Annotated in this window: 22 protein-coding genes and 1 riboswitch; of the genes, 2 read left to right on the forward strand and 20 right to left on the reverse strand. The window is 28.2% G+C overall.

Features of this window, described 5'->3' with window-relative positions:
- Positions 1–83 precede the first annotated feature (83 nt).
- From HCG76_RS14540 to HCG76_RS14550, 3 genes are all read right to left on the reverse strand, one after another.
- A complete protein-coding gene (locus tag HCG76_RS14540; RefSeq protein WP_260458157.1) occupies positions 84–1,319 on the reverse strand; it encodes a Gfo/Idh/MocA family protein in 1,236 nt (411 codons plus the stop codon).
- A gap of 126 nt (positions 1,320–1,445) precedes the next feature.
- Entirely contained in the window at positions 1,446–2,276 is an 831-nt protein-coding gene (locus HCG76_RS14545) for a phosphatase PAP2 family protein (protein WP_221701072.1), read from the reverse strand.
- Positions 2,277–2,292: 16 nt separating this feature from the next.
- Complete coding sequence (locus HCG76_RS14550) at positions 2,293–3,483, reverse strand: M20 metallopeptidase family protein (RefSeq protein WP_221701071.1); 1,191 nt, start codon at positions 3,481–3,483, stop codon at positions 2,293–2,295.
- Between the two features lie 127 nt (positions 3,484–3,610).
- On the opposite strand from HCG76_RS14550, the gene HCG76_RS14555 reads away from it, so the two are divergent.
- Positions 3,611–4,354, forward strand: a complete 744-nt coding sequence (locus HCG76_RS14555; protein WP_221701070.1) for a GerMN domain-containing protein — start codon at positions 3,611–3,613, stop codon at positions 4,352–4,354.
- Positions 4,355–4,411: 57 nt separating this feature from the next.
- Here the strand turns inward: HCG76_RS14555 and HCG76_RS14560 are convergent, their stop codons facing one another.
- The 17 genes from HCG76_RS14560 to HCG76_RS14640 form a co-directional block, all read right to left on the reverse strand.
- Complete coding sequence (locus HCG76_RS14560; RefSeq protein WP_260458156.1) at positions 4,412–5,374, reverse strand: aromatic acid exporter family protein; 963 nt, start codon at positions 5,372–5,374, stop codon at positions 4,412–4,414.
- A 166-nt stretch (positions 5,375–5,540) separates the two neighbouring features.
- On the reverse strand, positions 5,541–6,236 hold the full coding sequence (locus tag HCG76_RS14565) for a CbiQ family ECF transporter T component (protein ID WP_221701069.1): 696 nt from the start codon (positions 6,234–6,236) through the stop codon (positions 5,541–5,543).
- A complete protein-coding gene (locus HCG76_RS14570; RefSeq protein ID WP_221701068.1) occupies positions 6,205–6,489 on the reverse strand; it encodes an energy-coupling factor ABC transporter substrate-binding protein in 285 nt (94 codons plus the stop codon). The genes HCG76_RS14565 and HCG76_RS14570 overlap by 32 nt, the downstream gene beginning before the upstream one ends.
- The gene (locus tag HCG76_RS14575) at positions 6,489–7,214 is read right to left on the reverse strand and encodes an energy-coupling factor ABC transporter permease (protein ID WP_370778619.1); all 726 of its coding nucleotides are present in this window, start codon (positions 7,212–7,214) and stop codon (positions 6,489–6,491) included. The genes HCG76_RS14570 and HCG76_RS14575 overlap by 1 nt, the downstream gene beginning before the upstream one ends.
- Before the next feature lie 80 nt (positions 7,215–7,294).
- Positions 7,295–8,065 carry a cobalt-precorrin-6A reductase gene (locus tag HCG76_RS14580; protein WP_221701067.1) on the reverse strand — a complete coding sequence of 257 codons (771 nt, stop codon included), beginning with the start codon at positions 8,063–8,065 and terminating at the stop codon, positions 7,295–7,297.
- 53 nt (positions 8,066–8,118) lie between these two features.
- The gene (gene cobJ / locus HCG76_RS14585; RefSeq protein WP_221701066.1) at positions 8,119–8,838 is read right to left on the reverse strand and encodes a precorrin-3B C(17)-methyltransferase; all 720 of its coding nucleotides are present in this window, start codon (positions 8,836–8,838) and stop codon (positions 8,119–8,121) included.
- A gap of 10 nt (positions 8,839–8,848) precedes the next feature.
- Entirely contained in the window at positions 8,849–9,868 is a 1,020-nt protein-coding gene (gene cbiG, locus HCG76_RS14590; RefSeq protein ID WP_221701065.1) for a cobalt-precorrin 5A hydrolase, read from the reverse strand.
- Between the two features lie 2 nt (positions 9,869–9,870).
- Positions 9,871–10,617 carry a precorrin-4 C(11)-methyltransferase gene (gene cobM / locus HCG76_RS14595; protein ID WP_221701064.1) on the reverse strand — a complete coding sequence of 249 codons (747 nt, stop codon included), beginning with the start codon at positions 10,615–10,617 and terminating at the stop codon, positions 9,871–9,873.
- Between the two features lie 4 nt (positions 10,618–10,621).
- Complete coding sequence (locus tag HCG76_RS14600; protein ID WP_221701063.1) at positions 10,622–11,290, reverse strand: cobalt-factor II C(20)-methyltransferase; 669 nt, start codon at positions 11,288–11,290, stop codon at positions 10,622–10,624.
- 1 nt (position 11,291) lies between these two features.
- Positions 11,292–11,870, reverse strand: a complete 579-nt coding sequence (gene cbiT, locus HCG76_RS14605; RefSeq protein WP_221701062.1) for a precorrin-6Y C5,15-methyltransferase (decarboxylating) subunit CbiT — start codon at positions 11,868–11,870, stop codon at positions 11,292–11,294.
- 9 nt (positions 11,871–11,879) lie between these two features.
- Entirely contained in the window at positions 11,880–12,488 is a 609-nt protein-coding gene (cbiE, locus tag HCG76_RS14610) for a precorrin-6y C5,15-methyltransferase (decarboxylating) subunit CbiE (protein ID WP_221701061.1), read from the reverse strand.
- A gap of 65 nt (positions 12,489–12,553) precedes the next feature.
- A complete protein-coding gene (gene cbiD / locus HCG76_RS14615) occupies positions 12,554–13,690 on the reverse strand; it encodes a cobalt-precorrin-5B (C(1))-methyltransferase CbiD (RefSeq protein WP_221701060.1) in 1,137 nt (378 codons plus the stop codon).
- Between the two features lie 42 nt (positions 13,691–13,732).
- Positions 13,733–14,356: a precorrin-8X methylmutase gene (locus HCG76_RS14620; protein ID WP_221701059.1), complete on the reverse strand. Its 624-nt coding sequence runs from the start codon at positions 14,354–14,356 to the stop codon at positions 13,733–13,735.
- Between the two features lie 39 nt (positions 14,357–14,395).
- The gene (locus tag HCG76_RS14625) at positions 14,396–15,679 is read right to left on the reverse strand and encodes a cobyrinate a,c-diamide synthase (RefSeq protein ID WP_221701058.1); all 1,284 of its coding nucleotides are present in this window, start codon (positions 15,677–15,679) and stop codon (positions 14,396–14,398) included.
- Between the two features lie 68 nt (positions 15,680–15,747).
- Positions 15,748–16,590 carry a sirohydrochlorin cobaltochelatase gene (locus HCG76_RS14630; RefSeq protein WP_221701057.1) on the reverse strand — a complete coding sequence of 281 codons (843 nt, stop codon included), beginning with the start codon at positions 16,588–16,590 and terminating at the stop codon, positions 15,748–15,750.
- 147 nt (positions 16,591–16,737) lie between these two features.
- Positions 16,738–16,939, reverse strand: a riboswitch (cobalamin riboswitch).
- Positions 16,940–17,039: 100 nt separating this feature from the next.
- The gene (aspD, locus tag HCG76_RS14635; protein ID WP_221701056.1) at positions 17,040–18,674 is read right to left on the reverse strand and encodes an aspartate 4-decarboxylase; all 1,635 of its coding nucleotides are present in this window, start codon (positions 18,672–18,674) and stop codon (positions 17,040–17,042) included.
- Positions 18,675–18,808: 134 nt separating this feature from the next.
- On the reverse strand, positions 18,809–21,178 hold the full coding sequence (locus tag HCG76_RS14640) for an immunoglobulin-like domain-containing protein (RefSeq protein ID WP_221701055.1): 2,370 nt from the start codon (positions 21,176–21,178) through the stop codon (positions 18,809–18,811).
- Between the two features lie 220 nt (positions 21,179–21,398).
- On the opposite strand from HCG76_RS14640, the gene HCG76_RS14645 reads away from it, so the two are divergent.
- Positions 21,399–22,913, forward strand: coding sequence for a bifunctional metallophosphatase/5'-nucleotidase (locus HCG76_RS14645; RefSeq protein WP_221701054.1), 1,515 nt, complete (start codon positions 21,399–21,401; stop codon positions 22,911–22,913).
- Positions 22,914–23,035 lie beyond the last annotated feature (122 nt).

The following is a 23,035-nucleotide window of genomic DNA, read 5'->3' on the forward strand; positions in this document are numbered from 1 at the left end:
ATAAAAATAGCCTTAGTTTTTATAAGAAATTTATTCTTATAAACTAGGGCTATTTTTTATTTATAAACACTCTATCTATTAACCTAATCTAAATTTATAACTTTTCCACTTAATCTTGATTCCTCTGCAGCAAATGCCATAAGGTGGCTTTCCAATGATTTTCTACCACTCGATAAAGAATCCCTACCTCCACTTTCTAGAAGTTTAAATAATTCAATCATTAATCCTCCATCTCCCCCATTATGACCAGTATTTGCTTTTTCAATATTATAAAGTTTAATATTTTTTTTCTCTTTTACATTTGATCTAAATTTAACTACTTCAATTTCATTTCTTCCTTCATGACCTCTTATTTCACCTTTGGTTCCCATAATTTTAATAGTTCTTGATATTTCATCTGTAAATCCTGATAAGTTAAAAGTAGCAGTTACTCCATTTTCAAACTTTAAAATAGTACTTTGATGATCACATACATTATTATCACACTCAAATACACATCTACCATAATTATTTTTTTCTAATTGAGATAATATTCCCTCTTTAGTTTGAATATTACTTACTACTGTTGCAGGCCATTTACCAATAACATCTAAATATATTTTTCTTGCATCAAACATACAATTATCAATATTACAATTTATGCACCTATCTGCTGCCCCCTTAGGCTTATGTTTTTTATTAAAAAACGTTAACTCTCCAAAAGATGCAACACTATCACATTTACTTCCAACAATCCAGGATAAAATATCTAAATCATGACAACTTTTTTGCAATATTATAGAAGATGTCTCTTCTGAATTTCTCCAATTCCCCCTTACAAAGCTATGAGCCATATGGAAGGCACCAACATTTTCATTATGTTGAATAGTTATAATATCACCTATTTCACCACTATCAACTATTTCTTTTAAATTCTTAAAGAAGCTTGTATATCTTAATACATGGCAAACCATTAATAATAAACCTTTTTCTTCAGACTTATTAACCATATCCATGCACTCTTCTTTATTTATTGACATTGGTTTTTCTAATAAAATATTATATCCCTTATCTAAAGCCTTCATAACTGGTTCATAATGTTGTCTGTCTAATGTTGATATTATAACTACATCAGCTAATTTTTCTCTTTTAAAGAAATCTTCAATATTATCAAATACATTTTCTGTTCTTATATTATGTTCAAGTTTTATCTTTTCTCTTCTAAAATCATTTGGCTCAACAACTGCTACTACTTTTCCTAAATTACTATTATTTTTTATAAATTCCCCATAAATATCTTGTCCTCGTTGTCCTGCACCAATTATTGCTACTGTTTTCATAATCCTAACCCCCTCATATAATCTCAACACTAATTTCACCATAATTTTCATTAAAAAATGCCTCGGAGGAACTTTAAAATTAGTTATATAATACTTTACTAATTTATTACGCCTCCGAAGCATACTTTAAAATTTAAATTTCTTAAATATCATAGGATATATTCCTATTCCAACAAAACTAATTAATGCATATCTTATAAATGAAAATATAGTTTCACTTGGAAATATTGCTTTTAATCCAACCTGCAATACAAGTAATATTGATATACCTAATAATACTCTTATGACTTTAACTGTAGTGCTTCCTTCAATAGAGAAATTAACATATTTCTTTTCAATATACATTCCAATTACAAACCCTAAATAAGTTCCCATACCTTTAATAAAGTCTGCTGAATGTGCAAAAGTTAATGCTGGAATAAACACTATAAATGTTATTACATATAATAACATTTTATTTTCAAATCTATTATATAGCTTATAGCATATTAATGATGTTAATACCCCTAAAATCCCTCCAACTATAACATCCTTTGGATAATGAACTCCTAAGTATAATCTTGAAAATCCTATTGATATAATCATTATAGTTGCAATAATATACATTGCTTTTTTCTTTAGATAAATTGCCATAGCACCATAAAATGAAGCTGAACTTTGAGTATGGCCACTTGGAAATGAATATCCTGTTGCTGTTTTCTCTCTTAAAGTTCTAATCCCCTCTTCCCCTATTGGTCTTTTCATCTTAAATATATCTTTTACTGCATTATTTAAAAGTACACTAGTTAAAACAGAATATGCTATATATTCCCCGAACTTTTTATCTAATGCCCAATAAATAATTGATATTATTGAAATTAATACTATTTGCTCTCCACACATAGTTATAAGTTGAAATAAAAAATCAAAAAATGGATTTGCTATACTTTGAATATGTCTTAAAATTTCTAATTCCATAAATTTCGCTCCTTAATTAATGATGAAAAAGATGTCTTCTCGGCTCTTTAACAGTAGCTTCTAAAGCATAAGCAACATATAATTCTGTACTTATTAACACTGCTTTTTCATCTATATTAAATTTATCATTATGATTAGGATAATCCCTACCTATTTCTTCATTACCAGCTCCTACAAACACAAATACACCTGGAATTCTTTTTTGATATATTGAAAAATCTTCTCCAAGCATCATTCTTGGTACCTTTATGATATCTTCTTCGTTAAATATTTTCTTTGCAGCATCTAAAGCAGTTTTTACTGCACCTGCATCATTAATTACGGCTGGATGATGTGCTACATCATACTCAACAGTAGCAGTAGATCCATATGCTAATGCAGTGCTATATGCGATTCTTTTAATTGATGTTTGTATATGCTTTGCTGTTGATGCATTAAAAGTTCTTATTGTTCCCTCAATTATAGCCTCACCTGAAATAATATTATGTGTTTCTCCAGATTTAATATGTCCTATAGTTACTACTGCTGAATTTACAGGATTTATTTCTCTACTAATTATAGATTGTAAGTTCATTACTATTGCAGCACAAACCAAAGTTGCATCAACACATTGATGTGGTTTTCCTGCATGTCCCGATTTACCAGTAATTTTTATAGTAAACTTATTTGATGCAGCCATTCTAGGTCCTTCTTCAATAGAGATTTTACCACATTCTATATCTCCAAACACATGTAATCCAAAAATTTCATCTGCCTCATCTAAATAACCCTGTTCAGTAATTAACTTTGCCCCACATGAATTTTCTTCAGATGGTTGAAATACAATAATAATTTTTCCTGGGATACTATCCTCATATTTTTTTAATATCATAGCTGCCCCAAGTAATGATGCCATATGTGCATCATGTCCACACGCATGCATTACTCCACTATTTACCGAAGCATATCTAACATCAGTATTTTCTTGTATTCTTAAAGCATCCATATCTGCCCTTAAAGCTATTACCCTACCTTCTCCCTTACCAATAGTTGCAACTACTTCTGTTTTTATTCCATCTTCATATTCAACACCTATTTTATCTAACTCTTCCTTAATCCTTTTAGATGTTCTATGCTCCTCCATACTTAATTCAGGATACTTATGAAAATCCTTTCTTAATGAAATTATATAATTGCTTATAAGTTTTGTTTCTTTTAAAATATCCATGATTCACCCCCACTATTTAAATTATATAATTTTATGAAAATATTGTATATTATTTTAATTAAATGATTTTAATTTTTGTAAAAATATGGTAATATTTTTATAGTAAGAATTTTTTTGAGGTGAAATTATGAAAAGAAAATTATTAATTCTAAGTTGTACTATTATTTTATGTTTTTCTCTAACATCATGCGGTTTAAAAAGTGCAATTACAGGAGATAAAACATCTAGCACTAAAGAAACAAATACTAAAGAACCAACTACTGAAAATAAAGATGACATAACAAATACTAAGACTACTGATGAAGATGAAAATACTACTTCTGATAATATACCTTCTGATGATGCAGTTTTAACAAATAATAATTCATTTGTAGAAAATGATAGTTCTACTTCTAGTTCTAATATTACTCCTGATAAATCTGCAATTTCATCAACTAGTAATACAGTAAATAGAGACTGTAGAGTTTTTTACTTTAACAAGGTAGACCTTAAAACTTATTGTGTTGATACAAGTGTTGCTGTTACTGATAATGCCTTCGTTACTGCATTAACAGAAGAGTTATATTCAGCACCTAAGGATAATTCTAACTTTTTTGTGTTATCTAAAGATTATGGAGTAACTTCCGCTACATTAAATTATGATAGTAATATTTTAACTGTTGTATTTAATGAAAACTTTATTAAAGATATGGATCTTTCTACAGAAGTAGCTAATGGAGTTGTAGCTGCAATAGTAAATACTTATGGATATAATTATGGTGTAGATAAGGTTGCTGTTTATTTTGGAAGCGAATTATATACTGGTCTTGAAGGTACATCTGCCGCTGGATACTCCACAGTAAACTATAGTAATTCATTAAAACTTGATTAAAAAAATTAAAAGCAGTAAATAGGTTACATAACTTTTAATCTATTTACTGCTTAAACTTTAATGATTTTTACTACTTATAAAGAAATTTCTTTTTATTAATAAAAACTCTTCCATATCGTTTAAAAACTGAAGTAATTGTGCTCTACTTTCAAACTCCTCTCTTGACTTTGGTAGTTCCATCTTTTTAAATTCATTTCTTAAACTCTCTAATTCCTGTAATAATTCTTTACAATCATTAACCTCTCTTATATTTTCAGCAACACATAATGTAAAATCTGCCATAACATTCATTTGTTCAACTGGTATATTAAATCTTTGAAAATGTAGTCTCATTCTATTTATTGTATCAAATTGATTTATTCTCATATTTATGTAATCAGTATAATAAGATGAACTTCTAAAGAAATTATTATTTACTATTTTATAAGCCGTTTCTTTGCTTTCATATAATCTTTTTTCTACTTCATCTATTATTTTTTGCTCATCAATATCAACAGTATATGTTACTAATGATTTTGACATTTTACTAATAATTATTCTATAATGTTCCTCTATCCATTCTATATCTTTTCTAAATTTATCTTCAAGTGATGGCATAAATGCATTGGCTATAGCCGCAACCCCTATACCAATTAACATCAATAATAATTCATTAATTACTAAAGATATAGTTATTGTTTTTGCTATTAAAATATGTGTTGAAAGTACTACTGCAGGAACCATTCCTTCTTGTATTTTCAACTTTGATGTTGTTGGTATTAAAATTAATAAAAATATTCCAAATGCTATAGAACTATTTCCTATTAATTCATATAAAATTACAGATAATAAAATTCCAATAGTACAGGCTACTATTCTTCTATAACTAACTACTAATGCCTTTTTTCTAGTATCTTGTATACTTAAAATTGCAATTACTGCCCCTACTGTTGCATACTGTAATCCTAAAAAATTTCCTATAATTAAAGCTATAGTTGCTGATATAGCCATTTTAAAAGCTAAGTTATATGCATACTTCAAACCTATTCATCCCCTCTTTGTATATATCCCATATTATATACTAATAATTTAATGCATAAAAATATTTTTTTCAATTTACTATATATTAAGGAGTTAATTATAAAATTAGAGGAGCATATCTCCATGCCCCTCTTTTCATATTCTTTCTTATATATTGAACCTAGTTTTAAATAAAACAACATAAATTCATTAAAATAAAATAACCTATTATAAAAGCAACTCTATATCTACTTGATTCAAATTGATAATAATAATTATGCCTTCCAATATAACATCTATTTTTTAACGAAAGATTTATTTCTCTCCATCTAAAAATCAATGACTTAAAAACTAATCCACAAGCTCTTCCAAAATCCCTTATACTATTTTTACAACCACAAAATCCAGCTCTAGATTTTATAGCCTTAAATGTAGTAGAAAAATCTTCCTCAATAATTATTATAAATCTCTCCATAGACTTCATAATATCACCAATATCTCTTGTCCATTTATTTTTACTCATTAAATATACAATATGATTAATTGGTGTTGTTAAAGTTAAAAATCCTATACTTAATGCTCCATTTATACCTCTTAATAACAAAGTTAATATATAAATAAAGTCATATCCTTGCCACCATAATGATAAGGCTGTAAAAGTTCCAAAAAATAATGCTATACATATAAATTTATTAATTATACTCTTTGGATTCTTACTTAAGATATTTAATATAATAAAAAATAATATATTAATACCTAAAATATAGTTATTATTAATATAGCTTGCTCCAATTAATGATATTATAGTTAAACTTAGCTTTTCTAATGGATGAATGTCTGTAAGTCTGCTATTAATGCTGTACAGACTTATTTCTCTTATCATTACGCTTGTTTCCCACAAAATATCCAATAAAACCTGCACCTAATGCTGCTTGAGCTGCAAAAATAAAACTTTCTACCTCTCCTGATGGTGGTTCCCATAAGCTATTTGCCCATGGCTCATATTCACTATTTATTTCATTAATTATTCCTTCAGCTTGAGCATCTGCACCTTCATATTCTCCATTTGCATTTATTATAAATGGAACAATAATTAATAAAGCTGCAATGCAAAGTAAAATTATAGTTTTTTTCATTATAATAACCCTCCTTCTAATTGTACTAATTCTTCACTGCAATGTTTCTTAATAAAGTCATATATAACAACTGAAATTATTCCCTCTACTATTGCAAGTGGAATTTGAGTTATTGCAAATACACCCATAAATTTTACTGCAGATGCTAATACTCCTCCTACACTTGATGGATAAGCTAAAGCTAACTGTATTGACGTAACTATATAAGTTGCTAAATTTCCTAAAGCACATCCTGCAAAAATTGCAACTGATACATTCTTTTTCTTTAATAATTTATATATAAAATATGCAACAAATGGACCTACTATCCCCATTGATAATGTATTTGCACCTAATGTAGTAAGTCCTCCATGAGCTAATAATAAAGCCTGGAATAATAAAACTACTACTGATATTATAGTCATTATAACTGGACCAAAAACAATTGCTCCAAGTCCTGTTCCTGTTGGATGAGATGAACTTCCAGTTACTGATGGTAATTTTAATGCTGACATCATAAATACATATGCAGCCATAAGTGCTAATAACATTTTTATGTCATGATTCTTTTTAATAATCTTTCTTAATTCTCTTATACTTAATATAATAAACGGTGCTGAAAGTATAAAATAAAAAACTACCCAGCTTAATGGTAAATACCCTTCTGCTATATGCATTGCATATGCATTACTTGGTATTGAAAATGATAGTGCTAAAATAAACACTATGTATAAAAATTTTTTCACTCCTAATTCCCCCTACAAATAAGTTTTACTCTTAATAAAATTAATTTTGGACACCCTATGTGTAACCTGTTGTCCTTAGTCTATATATTATTTAAAATTATAAAATTAAGCATTTCTCTTATATTATTAAATTTTCTTCCGTAATTTATTTCTGGTCTTTTTAGCACTATTATTTTTACTTTATTTAATAATGCACTATCAACTTTTTCCTTCATTCCCCCCTCTTCTCCACTATCTTTTGTGATTAATGCTTTTATTTTATATTCTTTAATAATCCCATTGTTAATTTCAAAACCAAATGGCCCTTTAATTGCAATTATATTATCCATTGATATACCATTATCTAAAAGTCTACTTATTACCTTTGGCGATGGTAATATTCTATGAATAATTCTATTACTCTCACTTTTTAAACCTTCTATCTTTAAAGCATTATTACTTCCAGTTGTATTTAAAATATTCCCATCTATATTCTTAAATACTTCTTCTAAATACTCATACTTATCTATAAAAATAACATTTTTATTATCTTTTAAATTATTAAAATAACTTTTTCTTTCATATCTTATATATTCAACATTTAAATCATTACAAACCTTAATTAATGTTTTACTTACCTCACTAGCATAAGGATGAGAAGCATCTACAAAAACATTAATTCCAAACTTTATTATTAAATCTTTAAATTCATCTTCATTTAAAGGCTTATAATTAAAATGTTTTGCCTTAAATTCCTTATAGATCTCATATCCATATTCAGTAGCTGTAGAAACTACTATTTCATCGGTATATTTATTTACATGTGATAATATATCTCTTCCCTCACCTGTACCAAGTACAAAGCCAATCATAAAATCACACCTATCTTAATATTTAAATTCATAATTTACCTCTTTACTACTAACTAGACATTATATCCTCTTGGCGTAATAAACTTTCCTTCTTTAATAAAGCTTTGAGAATTTCCTATAATAACTATAGAAAACATATCTACAACCTCTTCATCAAAATTTTCTAAAGTAAATAGTTTATACTCTTGCCCATCTCTTAAGGCATGTCTTACCACTGCAACTGGAGTGCTTAATTTTCTATACTCTTTAATTATTTCAATTGCCTCTCTTAAATAATGTGGTCTTCCTTTACTTCTTGGATTATATAAAGAAATAATCATATCAGCATCTGCTGCATTTCTTACTCTTTTCTTTATTAAATTATATGGAGTCATTAAATCACTTAAACTTATATTACAATTATCATGCATTAATGGTGCTCCAACCACTGAACCGGCTGCACTTGATGCAGTAACTCCAGGAATTATTTCAACATTTTCATTTTCTTTCATTTGAAGAATAAGCCCTGCCATTCCATAAATACCTGAATCTCCAGTACTTATTAATGCCACAATATTATTTTCTTTAGATAATTCTAAAGCTTTTCTGCATCTTGATTCTTCACCCCTCATCCCTGTAGAAAACAGCTCCTTATCTTCTACAAGTGGATTTATCATATCAATATATTTGTTATATCCAACAATGATATTACTTTCTTCTATAGCTTCCTTAGCCCTTAAAGTCATATGCTCTAAACCACCTGGCCCTATTCCTATAACATATAATTTTCCCATTTTACTCTCCTTAACTTAGCTCACCAATAGCTAATGTCATTCCATCTCTTTTTATTTTCTTAACAATTATATTTCCACCAGATAACTCAATAACAGGTTCACTTACAGCAGAAACTCCAATTGATTTTTTTACAAATTCACTACCCTCATATTTATGTTCAACTTTAGCTATTTCTTGGCTCGAAAAAAATGTAAGATCACATTTTAGATTTACTGCTAAATCTAAAATTGCTTTTTCATCACTTTTTATATTAATAGAAGCAATTTTCTCAACAGCTCTTATATCAATATTTTCTTGCGCTAAAATATCGCTTACAAAATTAAACAATTTTTCACTACCTGTATTTCTTTTACAGCCAATTCCTAAAATAATATCTTTTCTAATTAATTTAAGTACTGTTCTAGTTTCGTATTCACTTAAATAACTTATTACTTTACTTTCCTTAATCTTTTGCTCTCTTAATTTTTTATGTGTAATCCAAATAGCATTTCCATGTATCTCATCTGTTTCTATGTATCCATTAGGACATTTAATTATGGATTTATCATCCTTAAAATAAACATCTTCCCTATTAACAAGTCTCCCTGCAATAATCTTAGCTATTTTTAAATCATCTATAATAAGATTATTATTCATTGCAATTATATCTGGTGCTAAAATATCCATATTATCTGTTGCCGTAGTTATTACAGGAGTATTTCCTAATACTTCAGAAACCATTAAAGTTAGTTTGTTTGCTCCCCCTAAATGCCCTGAAACTAAGCTAATTGAAAATTTATTACATACATCAACAACAACCACCGCCGGATCTTTATCTTTGCTTACTAAATATTTAGATATAGCTCTAACTGCAATCCCAGTTGAACTTATAAATATTATTGAATCATATTTCTCAAAGCATTCTTTTGTTATATTATTTAACTTAAAATCCTTAACTTTAGACTTTAAAATTAAATCTCCACCAAGTATATCTTTTATTTTTTCTCCTAAAATATCTCCCTTTTCAATAACACTTATAATACAAATCATAATTACTCTTTGGCCTCTCTAAACATATGTGTAAAGGTCTTATCATATAAAAGACTTTTATCATAATCACAATCTATAAAATCACCAACTAATATTTGAGCACATTTAGTGATATTAGCTTCTTTAACCTTATCTACAATATCATCTAAAGTTCCAATTATACTTCTTTCATTATCCCAAGTAGCTCTTTCAACAATAGCTATAGGAACATTTCTTCTATAACCTCTTCTTAACTTTTCTAAAACTTTATCAATCATAGATATAGATAAGAAAATACACATTGTTGCTCCAACTTGTGCAAGCTTCTCTAAATCTTCACTTTCTGGTACTGGAGTTCTTCCTTCAATTCTAGTTAAAATTATTGTTTGAGTTACTCTTGGAAGTGTTAGCTCCTTCTTTATGGCTGCTGCTGCTGCAGTAAATGAGCTTACTCCTGGAACTACCTCATATTTAATATTAAGCTTTTCAAGTTCATCCATTTGCTCTTTTATGGCACCATATATTGCCGGATCTCCAGTATGAAGTCTTACTATTACCTTATCTTTATTATCATTCATTACTTCAATAACTTCCTCTAAAGTCATCTTTGCTGAATTATATATTAGTGCCCCTTCTTTACAATAATCCATATGCTCTTTTGCAACTAAAGAACCTGCATATATAACTACATCAGCCTTAGCTAATATATCTCTTCCCTTAACAGTTATTAAATCTACATCTCCAGGCCCTGCCCCTATAAAATAAACCATAATTCTACTCCCTACTCGCTAATATTAATGACATATAATCTCTTGAACTTTTAATCTCATCTTTATCGGTTAATATAAGTTGTCCTTCTCTTCCTGCCCTACTTACATAAACATAATCAAAGCCTTTTTCCTCTAGTAAATCCACTACTGTTTCTTCATGTTTATAAACCTTCATTATTACAACATATTTTTCATCTTTAATATCCTTTACTCTAGTTGCAGGTAATATCATTAAAGGATTATCTCCAACAACTAAAGTTCTATCCACTAAACTCGCTGCTGCACAAAATGAAGTTATTCCTGGTACTGTTTCAACATGAAATCCCTTCTCCTCCATATGCTTTAACATATGGATATAAGTACTATAAACATATGGATCTCCAATTGTAAGGAAAGATACATTTTTACCTTCATTTAATTTTTCTTCTATAAACTCATAAGCTTCTTTTGCTTTTTCAACCCTATTCTTTTTTCCCATAGGAAAATGTTTTATAACTACTTCTGTTCCTTCTTTTATATATTCTTTTGCTGTTTCTAATGCAATGCTATCTCCATCCTCTAAGGCACTTGGTGCAATTACAACATCACTGTTTTCTATTGCTCTTACTGCCTTTACAGTTAATAATTCTTTATCTCCAGGTCCTACCCCTATTCCATATAACGTTGCTTTCATATTATTTTACACTCCTTATGCCTTGCACTATATATATGGGATTATTGGCTATCATCATATAGCTTTCTCCCCTATTTTTACTTATATTTACTTGTGAAATATCTACTTGATAATTTAGTTTTTTAATTGTTTCAATTGCTTTATACGCATTATCTAAGGTTATAAAATTCATAACTATAGTGCCTTCACTTTGTAGTAAATCATTAGAAATTGAAATTATTTCTTCTAAATTCCCACCTGATCCACCAATAAATATTGAATCAAATCTTTTATTTTCATCCTTATAGGTCTTTAATATATCTAGAGCTTCACCTTCATCTAAAACAACATTGTTACATTTAAATTTTTCTAAGTTATTCTTAGTTGTAATTATTGCTTCATTATCCTTTTCAATAGCATATATAATCCCTTTTCTTGCAATCTTAGATGCTTGTACCGTTATTGTTCCTGTTCCAGAACCAATATCAAGAACTATAGCACCTTCCTTCAAATTCATCTTCCATATACTTAAAGCCCTAATATCTTCCTTAGTCATTGGACAATTTCCTCTTATGAATTCACTATCCTTAATTAAAATCATAAACTTTTACTAACCCTCTTTCTCAACAATTAATATTGCCATATTACTAACTTTTTCACATAAAAATTCTTTTGGTTTACCCTGTAGTATTCTTTCATTTTCATATGATAAATACTCGCCTATAATTACATTACATTCAATATTATTCTCATTTAATAAATTGCATAAAAATGTGCAATTATTTTTATTATCTGTAAGCCATATAGATAATTTATTTTCCTTAACTTTAGCTATAAATTCTTCCTTTCTACCATGTATACTTCCAGTAAATGCATAACTCCAACTTTTGTTTAACTTCGATGTTAAATATTGAAAGGAACTTAATCCTGGTACCACTTCTATATTCCCCTGATAGTTTTTTCTTATATATTCACTTATTCCAAAAAAAGTAGGATCTCCAGATGCAACTAATGAAATAACATTATCTTGTCCATTTGCTTCTATATACTCTATTATTTCCTTTAATGAATTCATTATTGTTTTTTTAGTGTTAATAAAATTCAAATCATTAATTACTCTATTAAATCCAATAATCTCATTACTTTTTTTTAATATTTCTATTGCTTTAGGTAATATATAATCTTTACTTCCAGGGCCTATCCCAACAATATAAACCATATTATGCTCCTTTATATATTAAATAAAATTTTCGCTTACTTCTTATTTTTTACTATATATATATTTCACTTTTCTCCCTCTAATGAATTATATAAAATGTTATAGTCTGAAAAACCGTAATACATTATTACATTACATTTCATTTGCCCATAAGTATAAATATTCAATCTTTCAATAATTTTATTCCCTATATTTTTATAAAGCTCTTCATAGCCTTTCCCTAAAAATTTCACAGCTCCTTCACTTGTTTTCTGCTGTAAAATAGTTTTTATAAGATTTGTATCATACCCTAAAAGTGCAAGCTCTAAAGCTATAACTTCAAGTCTTACATCATTTACTCTACTATGGGTGTTAAAGCATCCATAAGCTACTTTACTTACTTTCCCTATATGTCCAACAAGAATAACTTCCTTTATCTTTATTTCTAAGCAACATTCTAATGCAAAACCAACAAAGTTTGATATAATAACTATTTCATCTTCATTAAACCCTTGATCCTTAGCACATTTTTCACCTATATTTCCAAAGGTAAGTACTAATCGTTCTTTTCCTTTTCCCTTTTGTCTTATCTCTATTCTTATAGATTCCTTTAATGCCTCTTCTGACATTGGTTTAACTATCCCTGATGTTCCAAGAATAGAAATCCCACCAACAATTCCAAGTCTAGGATTAAATGTTCTTTCAGCTATTTCTCTCCCCTGAGGCGCACTTATTGTTACCTTTATAGGGCATTTCTTCTTAATTTGTGCCTTTTCCATATACCTAAACGGTAGGTTCTCCTTTACCGCTTGTTCTATAGTTCTTCTTGGAGTTGGATTTATAGCATGAAGTCCTTTTTCTATAAATAATCCATCCTTTGTTACAACTCCAATACCCTCTCCCCCTACTAATAAGAAATCTGCTTCTTTATTCTTACCTTTTATAATTTCCACTTTAGCGTATATCTCTATTCCATCTGTTATATCAGGGTCATCTCCTCCATCTTTTATTACGGAGACTATACAATAATCTTTACATTTCTCTACTGAATTTATAGGTATTGTTATTTTTACTCCCTTAGGTGTCATTATTTCTACATCTTGTAATTTAACATCATTAAAAAGCATAATTGTTGCTGCTTTTGCTGCTGCAGTTGCACAAGATCCAGTGGTATAACCACATCTAAGTTTTTTTCCATCACTCATAACATAAAGGTCTAACATTCTAATAAACTCACCTCCTAATTTCTTATATTTTAATAAATCTTATCTTTCAACCACATTATACATAAGTGCATTTACTATAGAAGCTGCCACAGTGCTTCCGCCTTTTCTTCCCTTAACTCTTATATACGGAACATTAAGTTCATCTAAGTTCTCTTTACTTTCAGCAGCTCCAACAAATCCTACTGGTACAGCTATAATAAGCTTAGGGTTTGCTTTTTTACATTTTATTAATTCTTTTAATTTAAATAATGCTGTAGGAGCATTTCCAAATACAAAAATATCAACATCATCATTGCATGCCTTCTCCACAGCCGCCATAGAACGAGTTATACCTTTTTCTTTTGCTTCTTTATGTACTTCATCTAAATTTACATAACAAATAGCTTTTCCATTTAATTTTGATAAAGCCATCTTATTTATTCCTGATAAAGCCATATTAGTATCTGTATAAATTGTAAAAGACCTTTTAAAAACTTCTTTTGAGGCTTCTATAGCATCTTTACTTATTTCTACTAAATCTTTATATTCAAAATCTGCTGTAGTATGAATAGTTCTCTTTATTATAGAAAGCTCTTCTTTACTAAAATTATGCTCTCCCATTTCACTTTCTATAATCTTCATACTAGTATTTTCTATTTCCATTGGATTTTTAATATAGTCCATATTATATTCTCCTTATTTCGCCTTTAAATAAGCTTTATATTACTTCAATAATTCCTTAATAAACTCAATGTTTCCAAAGAAATGTACATGCGGATAACCAGCTAAAGTATTTTTCTTTTTATATCCACACTTCCAACTAACTTTATCACCAGCATATGTTGTTTTAGTAATATCATATACTGTACTTTCATTAGAATTAACCTTTGATTTATGGAATTCATGACAATTAATTTTTATATTATTAAAGTCTAACGTTGCATATCCAAATCTATTTAACCTTTTAGTCATTTCACTATTTCCCTTGAAGAAACCTACCATATTAACACTATCTATATTTTCAGTTAAGTACATTAAACCTCCACATTCGGCATAGCAATTTAATCCCTTATCAAGGGCTTCCTTTATACTTCTTAACATATCTGTATTTTTACTTAATTGATCCTTAAATACTTCCGGATATCCCCCTCCCAAGTATAAGAAATCAATATTTTCAGGTAGCTTTTTATCTCTAATTGGACTAAAATAAACAACTTCTCCTACTTCTTCTAATAACTCTAAATTTTCTTTATAATAAAATCTAAATGCCTCATCATAAGCTATTGCAATTTTTTTATTAAGTCTATTTAAATGATAATTATCTTCAAATTTCTTTACGTCCTTAAAGCTTTCTATAATTTCATCTAAATTTATATATTTTTCTATAAGCTCTGCTAAGTAATTTATCTTTTTATTTAAGCCTTCAACCTCAACACTTTGAACTAACCCTAAATGTCTACTTTCTAATTTAAGCTCATCATCTTTAGGTACATAACCAAATACTTTTAGCCCACAATGCATTTCTATAGCTGGCTTTAATAAACTATAAAAACTTTCACTTACACAATTTAATACAACTCCAACGATATTAGCATTTCTAAAGTTTTTAATTCCATTAATTTCTGCACATAAAGTCACACTTTGTGCCTTTGGTGTTATAACTAATATAATAGGTGAATCATCTAAAACCTTAGAAACACTATAGGTAGAACATTCCTCATCTAAGCCTTTCCCATCATATAATCCCATAACACCTTCAACTACCGCTAAATCACCTTTACCTCTAGAGAAGCTAGCCTTAACACCCTCTTCCCCCATTATGTGTAAATCTAAATTTCTTGATACTTTTCCTGTTATTTCAGTATGAAATCCAGTATCAATGTAGTCTGGGCCTACTTTATATCCTTGTACATCATAATTTCTATTTTTTAATGCTTTCATCAATCCAAGAGTAAAAGTAGTTTTTCCTCCCCCACTGCAATTAGATGAAATTATCATTGTCTTCATATATTCTGTCTCCTCAATTTTTAGCTTATATTTTAATTAATACTTTCTTTTTATAGAGTCTATCACTATTAATTATTTACCTTAACTCTATGTCCTTTTTTAGTTTCTCCAGCACCTATATATCTATTATTTATAAGGTCTTCAATTCTATTTATATATAACTCATTAAATTTTTCGTTTTCCCCAAGACCCTTCATATGTATATTTACTTTAATTCCTTCTTCCTCTAACATTGATTTCCAGGAATCTTCTTCATCAGAAGCCATATCATTTCTAGCATGATCCCCTGCAACTACCATTAATGGGGCTAGCGTTACTTCATTTACACTTTTTCTTTTTAATCTTTTAAGCACGGTTTCAAAATTAGGATATCCTTCGACAGTTCCTACAAATACATTTTCGTATCCTTCATCCTCAAATATTGCTTGAAGACACCCATATACTGAATTCGCTGAATGTGCTGTTCCATGTCCTACATATACTACAGCATTATTTTCTTCATATAACTTTTTTGTAGCTTCAATAAATAATGAATAATCTTGAGGTAATTCCTCTATTCCTTGATAATAAAAAATTGGTCTTCCTATCTTTAGAGATTTAAATTTATCTTTATATAATTCTCCTATTTTATTTATATATATAAATTCTTCTCCTGGTATTATATGCAAAGGTTGCATAATTACTTCATCATATCCCTGTTCATATAGCTTTTCCAACATTTCTTCAGGAGTATCAATGAACATTTCATATTTTTCTTTTAACTTCTTTATTATCTTATGAGATGTAAATGCTCTATAAGTATCATAGTCATTAAAATAATCTCTTATTTGATTCTCAGCCTTTTCAATTGTTACTTTTAAAGTATCTATATAGCTTGTACCAAAACTAACTACTAGTATTGCTTTTTTCATTAACTTATTCTCCAATCAAATTATTTATATAATAAAAAAAGCACCCTTCATAGGGTGCTTAGACAACACAAATAAAAGCTATATAAATACTATTTTTAAAATTGTATTTACTAGTCTTTATCATATCATCCTTACCTTCCCACCGAAGTATAGATTAAAATATAGGCAGGTCTCCTGGCTTAAACTTCATCCTCCTCTCATCCTTCCCAATTTAAAAATCAGTGGATTATTTGAGATTTGTCCGTTATTACAGTAGCGGGGGCTGCAGTGGCATTTAACCACTTTCCCTTTTAATTTTAAAACTTAATTTTAAAACTTAATTTTAAAAACCTAAATTTTTCACTATTCTCTTTTTATATCTATTTAATTAAATACTAAATTAGAATATTATTCAAGTTATATTTAAATATTTTTTACAAAACTAGAATAATCCCTCCAATTTAAATGCTCTACCATTTAAAAGATTTCCATTCTTCTGCATACTCATCAAATAACTCATTTATTCCTTTTCCTATAGTTACATATTGTTCATCAGTTAAATTTGCTAAAGATACTCTAATTGACCATGAAGGACCCTTAAACCCCTCTCCATTTAATAAAACAATACTATACTTTTCTGCTAATTCAAATAAAAATTCAATAGCACTACGCTCTTTTTTTAAGTATTCAACAAATTCCTCTCCATATTTCATCCTAGCCCAAACTAATAAATCATACTCATTGTAATAATGTGTACTATATGGATCCTCTTTTATTGGTAATCCAATTAAATTTTCATATAATAACTCTTTACGATTCTTGCATATACTTTTAGTTTGTTCTTTATATTTATTTTCCTTATCTAACAATGCAAATACTGAAAAAATAGCCATTTGTACTTGTTGAGGCGTTGAAAGACCTGCTGTATGATTTAATGCAACTTGCCTACTATCAGCAACTAATCTATCTATAAATGGTATTTTTTCTGGCTCTGTACTCATAGTTGAATATCTTTCATCAACTATATCCTTAGATTCTTCATCTAACTCACTTATTAATTTATCAAAAACATTATTTTCAGCAAGTGCTATAACTCCTAGTCTCCATCCAGTTACTCCAAAATACTTTGAGTAAGAATAAACACCAATTGTGTTATATGGCATAGTTACCATAAAGGATTTAAATTTATCACAAAAAGTTCCATATACGTCATCTGTTACTATCATTAGGTTAGGATTTTTCTCTTCTACAATCTTTATTATATACTCCATAGACTCTTCATTGATAGAAACTGATGGTGGATTACTTGGATTAACTATACAAGCCAACTTTATATCTTTATCTGCCAGCTTATCTAACTCTTCCTTAGGATATTGCCAAGTATGCCTTCCTTCTTCATTAATTTCTGATGCATATATGTTTACAACCTTAAAATTATATCTTGGTAGTTCAGGAATATCTAAATATGGTGTAAATATTGGAACTAGTAATGCTATTTTATCTCCTGGACATAATAATCTGTTAGCCTCAAGAGAATCAAATATATAACACATTGCTGCTGTTCCTCCCTCTACAGCAAAAATATTATGATTGTCTTTCTTAAAATCTCCTCCCATTTCTTTAATTAAATAATCCCTTACTACTTTTTCAATATGTATCAACATTCTATCTGGCAAAGGATAATTATCACCTATTATCCCATCTACAAGCTCAAAAACCCAATTATCCTTATCAAAATCATGTACTTCTATTCCATATTCTATTATTTTATTAAGTAACTCTATTCCAGGCGCATTTTGATTTTTTTCATAATATATTTTAAATCTATTATAAATCCCTGTATTATGAGGCATGCCTGCTAAATCCACATCACACCAAGTTCGTTTAGTTTCTTCCACTGCAAATTGTCCTAATGTAAAAAATGCTTGCCTCGGTGTTGCTGCTGTCCAATTTGGATTTCCTCTACCTGCATTTAATAATACATTTGTCCCCTTTCTTTCTGATTTTAATGCAAGTTCTATTAATTTATCCTTTAATTCAAAAGGACTTAAACTTTTCACTTCTTCTATTAACTTTTTCCTTTTTATTTCTCTAATTGTACTCATATTCACCACACCTCTTATCTAAATAGCAATCTAATTCTATTATTGCTATTTTTCTCTGTATATATTTAAAATATTCTTATAACCAAAAAGAGAGATTTACAAAAAAATTGCAAATCTCTCTTTTTTTAATTATTTTATTGTTTTTTTCTTGTTACAATCATTACAGATAATGAACCTATTAGAAGTATTATTATTAATATTCCTCCTATTTTTGCAAAAATCTCATAGTTTATTATACTGTGATTACTTTCTACTGTAACTACTATACTCTTAGATGCTGTTTTCCCCATGCTATCAGTTACTTTATAAATAACCTTATAAGTTCCTGATTTACTGACATTAACTTCATTTTCTTCGACTGTGATCTTATGGGTTAAATTTCCATCCTCCTCATCTAAAGCCGTTACTCCATCTAACGGATCAAAATAAACACCCTTTTCTATTGTTAAATTTTCTGCATTAATTACTGGTTCTACATTTTGCTCTTTTACAACTTCTTCTTTCTTAACATAAACCATCATAGCTTTATTTACTTTGTTTCCTGAGCTATCAATAACTTCATAAGTTACATGGTAATTTCCTTCTACACTAGTATTAACATCATTAACTATTACCATTACTCTATTAGTTATATCTCCATCCTCTTTATCTGTTGCTGCTACCCATTCTAATGGATCAAATTTAGCATTTAAAGCAACTGAAATATCATTTGCATATATAATAGGATCTTGATTTTTATTTATATCTTCTTTTCCGTAATAATTTTTTACAGTTACTTTAACTACACAAGAAGCAGACATTCCCATACTATCGGTTACTTTATATCCAACCTTATAAGTACCTTCTTTATATACATTTACATGATTATATACTACAATTATGCTTCCTGTTATATTTCCATCTTCATTATCATAAGCACTTACCATTGCATATGGGTTATATCTACTACCTAATGGAACAATAATATTATCAACATAAATAATAGGTCTTGTATTAGATTTTGGAATTACATTTACATATATAGTTTTGGTTACTTTATATCCACCACTATCAGTAACCTCATAAATAATTCTATAAAGACCTGTTACATTTGTATTTAAATTATTATATATAACTTTAACTTTATCTGTAATATCTCCATCTTCATAATCAGTTGCAGTCACCCCTGAATAAGGATTGAATTTACTTTCTGATTTTATAACTTTATTACTTGCACTTATTTTTGGTGCCTTATTAACTTCTACTGCAGCTTTATCTACTTTTACATTTATACTCTTACTGCTCTTTAATCCTGCACTATCAACAACCTCAAAAGTTACACTATATTTCCCTATTGAATTTATATCTACCATATTTTCAACAACTTCAATTTTTGCTGTTATATCTCCATCTTCTGCATCTGTTGCTGTTACACCTGCCAATGGATTAAACACTTCTCCTACCTTTATAGTTTTATCACTTGCAGTTATTACTGGTGCTGTATTTTGAGTTTCATCTTTATTTCCCTCATCAGGTTTAGGCAATTCTTCATCCTCTTCTTGCTTTTCAGGTGTTAATAATGACTCATCAACTAATATATTTATTTTTATAATTGCTTTAATTCTATTACTACTTAATTTTATTTCAACAGGAAATTGACTTTCTTCAAAAGTATCACTACTAAATGTAACTTCATAATTATCAATAGAACATTGGTAGCTTGATACTATTTCACTACTTAATGCATTTGACTTATCTATATCATCTAATTGATCTATTGATTTCATTTCATTTATATTAGGTATAGTAAATGTTTTATTATTTTCTGTAATTGTAAAATCTTCTAATTGAATCTCAAGAATCTTATCTCCATCTTGTGCATTCTCTGTTGTATCTTTTACTATCTTTAATTTACTTAATAAATCTTTTGAAATTGTTGTTTCCGGTTGAACTGCAGTAAATGTGCAACCATTTATTTTTAATTTATTTAATGTTGGTAACTTTGATAAGGCTTCAATTCCATCCCATGAATTATCACCTAAATTTAAATCTTTTAGCGTATTCCATCCTGAATTACTTAGATTTAATTCTTCTAAGCTAGTAACATTTTGTAATAGTGAAAATGAACTTATTGTTATGTTTTCAAGATCACTATGTTCTTTTTGAAGCTCTTCAACATCCATTTTTTTTATACTTTCTAACTCATTCATAGTTATTGAATCTTCTGTTGTTTTTTGTAATGTATAAAGAATTATCTTATATAATATAGGATCATAGCTATTAGGATTTATTGCTTCTTGTGTAACTTGAGCTTCATTTTGTTGCTGTTCTTCTTCCTCTCCAACTACTTGCCCCTCAGTACCTTGCTCTTGAATAATTTGATTTTCATCATTCTGTATTGTTTCATCAGTAACCTCTTCCTGTTCCTGTACCTCGTTCGGTTCTGCTTTAACTAAAGTTGAAGGAATTAATAGTGTTACTATTATGGCTATACTTAAAAATATAGCTAATACCTTCCTCTTCATATATCCTCCCTATTATATTAGAAATAGTATAATTCATAATATGCTTAACACTAATATCAGTTACTATAATTATTCATATAAAATTCATGAACATAATTGTAAATATTTGCCCTGAATACTTTCTTAATTCAGCTGATACTCAAATATCATTTAAAGCTATGTTATAATCTAATTGATATAGCTAACAATAATATAAAATTATAAATTTAAAGAGGTATATATGAAAAGTTTAAAAATTTATTTTACATCTGATATGCATGGATATTTATATCCAACAAATTACATAGATAAAGATATGAAAAATATAGGATTAATAAATATGATTAATGATTTCAAAAAGGATGGTAATACATTAATCATAGATGGTGGTGATACTATTCAAGGTTCTCCACTTACTTATTATTTAAGCAATCAAAAATTTAATGTACATCCTATTGCAGATATTATGAACGCTGCCGGATATGACTTTATAACTTTAGGAAACCATGATTTTAATTACGGATTATTATACTTAAGAAAATATCTTCGTACACTAAATGCCAAATGCCTTTGTGCCAATATTATTGATAAGACTGGTGAACTTCCTATTTTACCTTATTCTATAAAGACCTTAGAAAATGGTTTAAAAGTTGGAGTTATTGGCATAACAACTGATTTTATAAATCATTGGGAAAGACCTGAAAATATCACTAATATAAATATTACTGATACTTTTGAAGCTGTAAAATATTATTTTGACGAAGTAAAATCAGCATCTGACATTGTAATAGGAGTATATCATGGTGGCTTTGAATATGATTTAAACTCACATGAACAACTTATGTTTACAAGTGAAAATATAGCTTATAAGCTATGTCAAGAATTTGATTTTGATATATTACTTACTGGTCATCAGCATATGCCATTGGCAGATACTATAATTAATAATACTCATGTTGTTCAAACACCACAAAGAGCATCTAGTTTTGTAAAAGTTGAATTAAAAGTAGATAATAATAACAATAAAACTATAACTTCATCACTTGAAAAAGTTAAATTAAATCCTGAAAACGAAATTTATAATAAATATCTACCACTAGAAAATGATGTACAAAAATGGCTTGATACTCCTATCGGCTTTTTAGATGAAGATTTATATCCATCAACTCATTTAGATATGGCTTTAAATGGATCCAATTTAGCTAACTTTATAAACACAGTTCAGCTTGATGAAAGTGGTGCTGATATATCTTGTACTTGTTTTTCTAATGAAATAAAGGGCTTTGATAAAAATGTTACTGTAAGAGACGTTGTATCTACTTATATGTTTCCAAATACATTAGTAATAATTGAGATTAATAAATCTCAACTAAAAACTGTTTTAGAAAGATGTGCTAGCTATTTTAGTAACGATAATGGAAATATATCAATATCTGATGCATTCTTAAAGCCTAAAATACAGCATTATAACTATGATTACTTTGCAAATATAGATTATACTTTTGATTTAAATAGACCTGCAGGTGATAGAGTAGTATCTATAAAATTTAGAGGAGAAGAATTAGATAAAAATTCTAAACTTTCTCTTGTTATGAATAACTATAGATCTACTGGAGTTGGGGGATATGATGTTTATAAAGAATGTCCTCGCCTAAGAGAAATATTAGTTGAAATGCCTGAAGTTATTATTGATTATTTTATAAAACATAAAAATGTTAAAGTTGATAAAACTAAATATATTAATACTATTTATTAAGTTTTAAAAAAAGGTAGTAATTTTAAAAAATTACTACCTTTTTTCCAGTTTGTTGAAAAACCCCCTGTTTAAAAACAGAGGGTTTTTCTATTATTAGTTGTGGATAAAATTTAAAATTCAAA

This window comes from Clostridium sp. K13, from assembly GCF_019734195.1.
In the GTDB taxonomy this organism is placed as follows: domain Bacteria; phylum Bacillota; class Clostridia; order Clostridiales; family Clostridiaceae; genus Clostridium.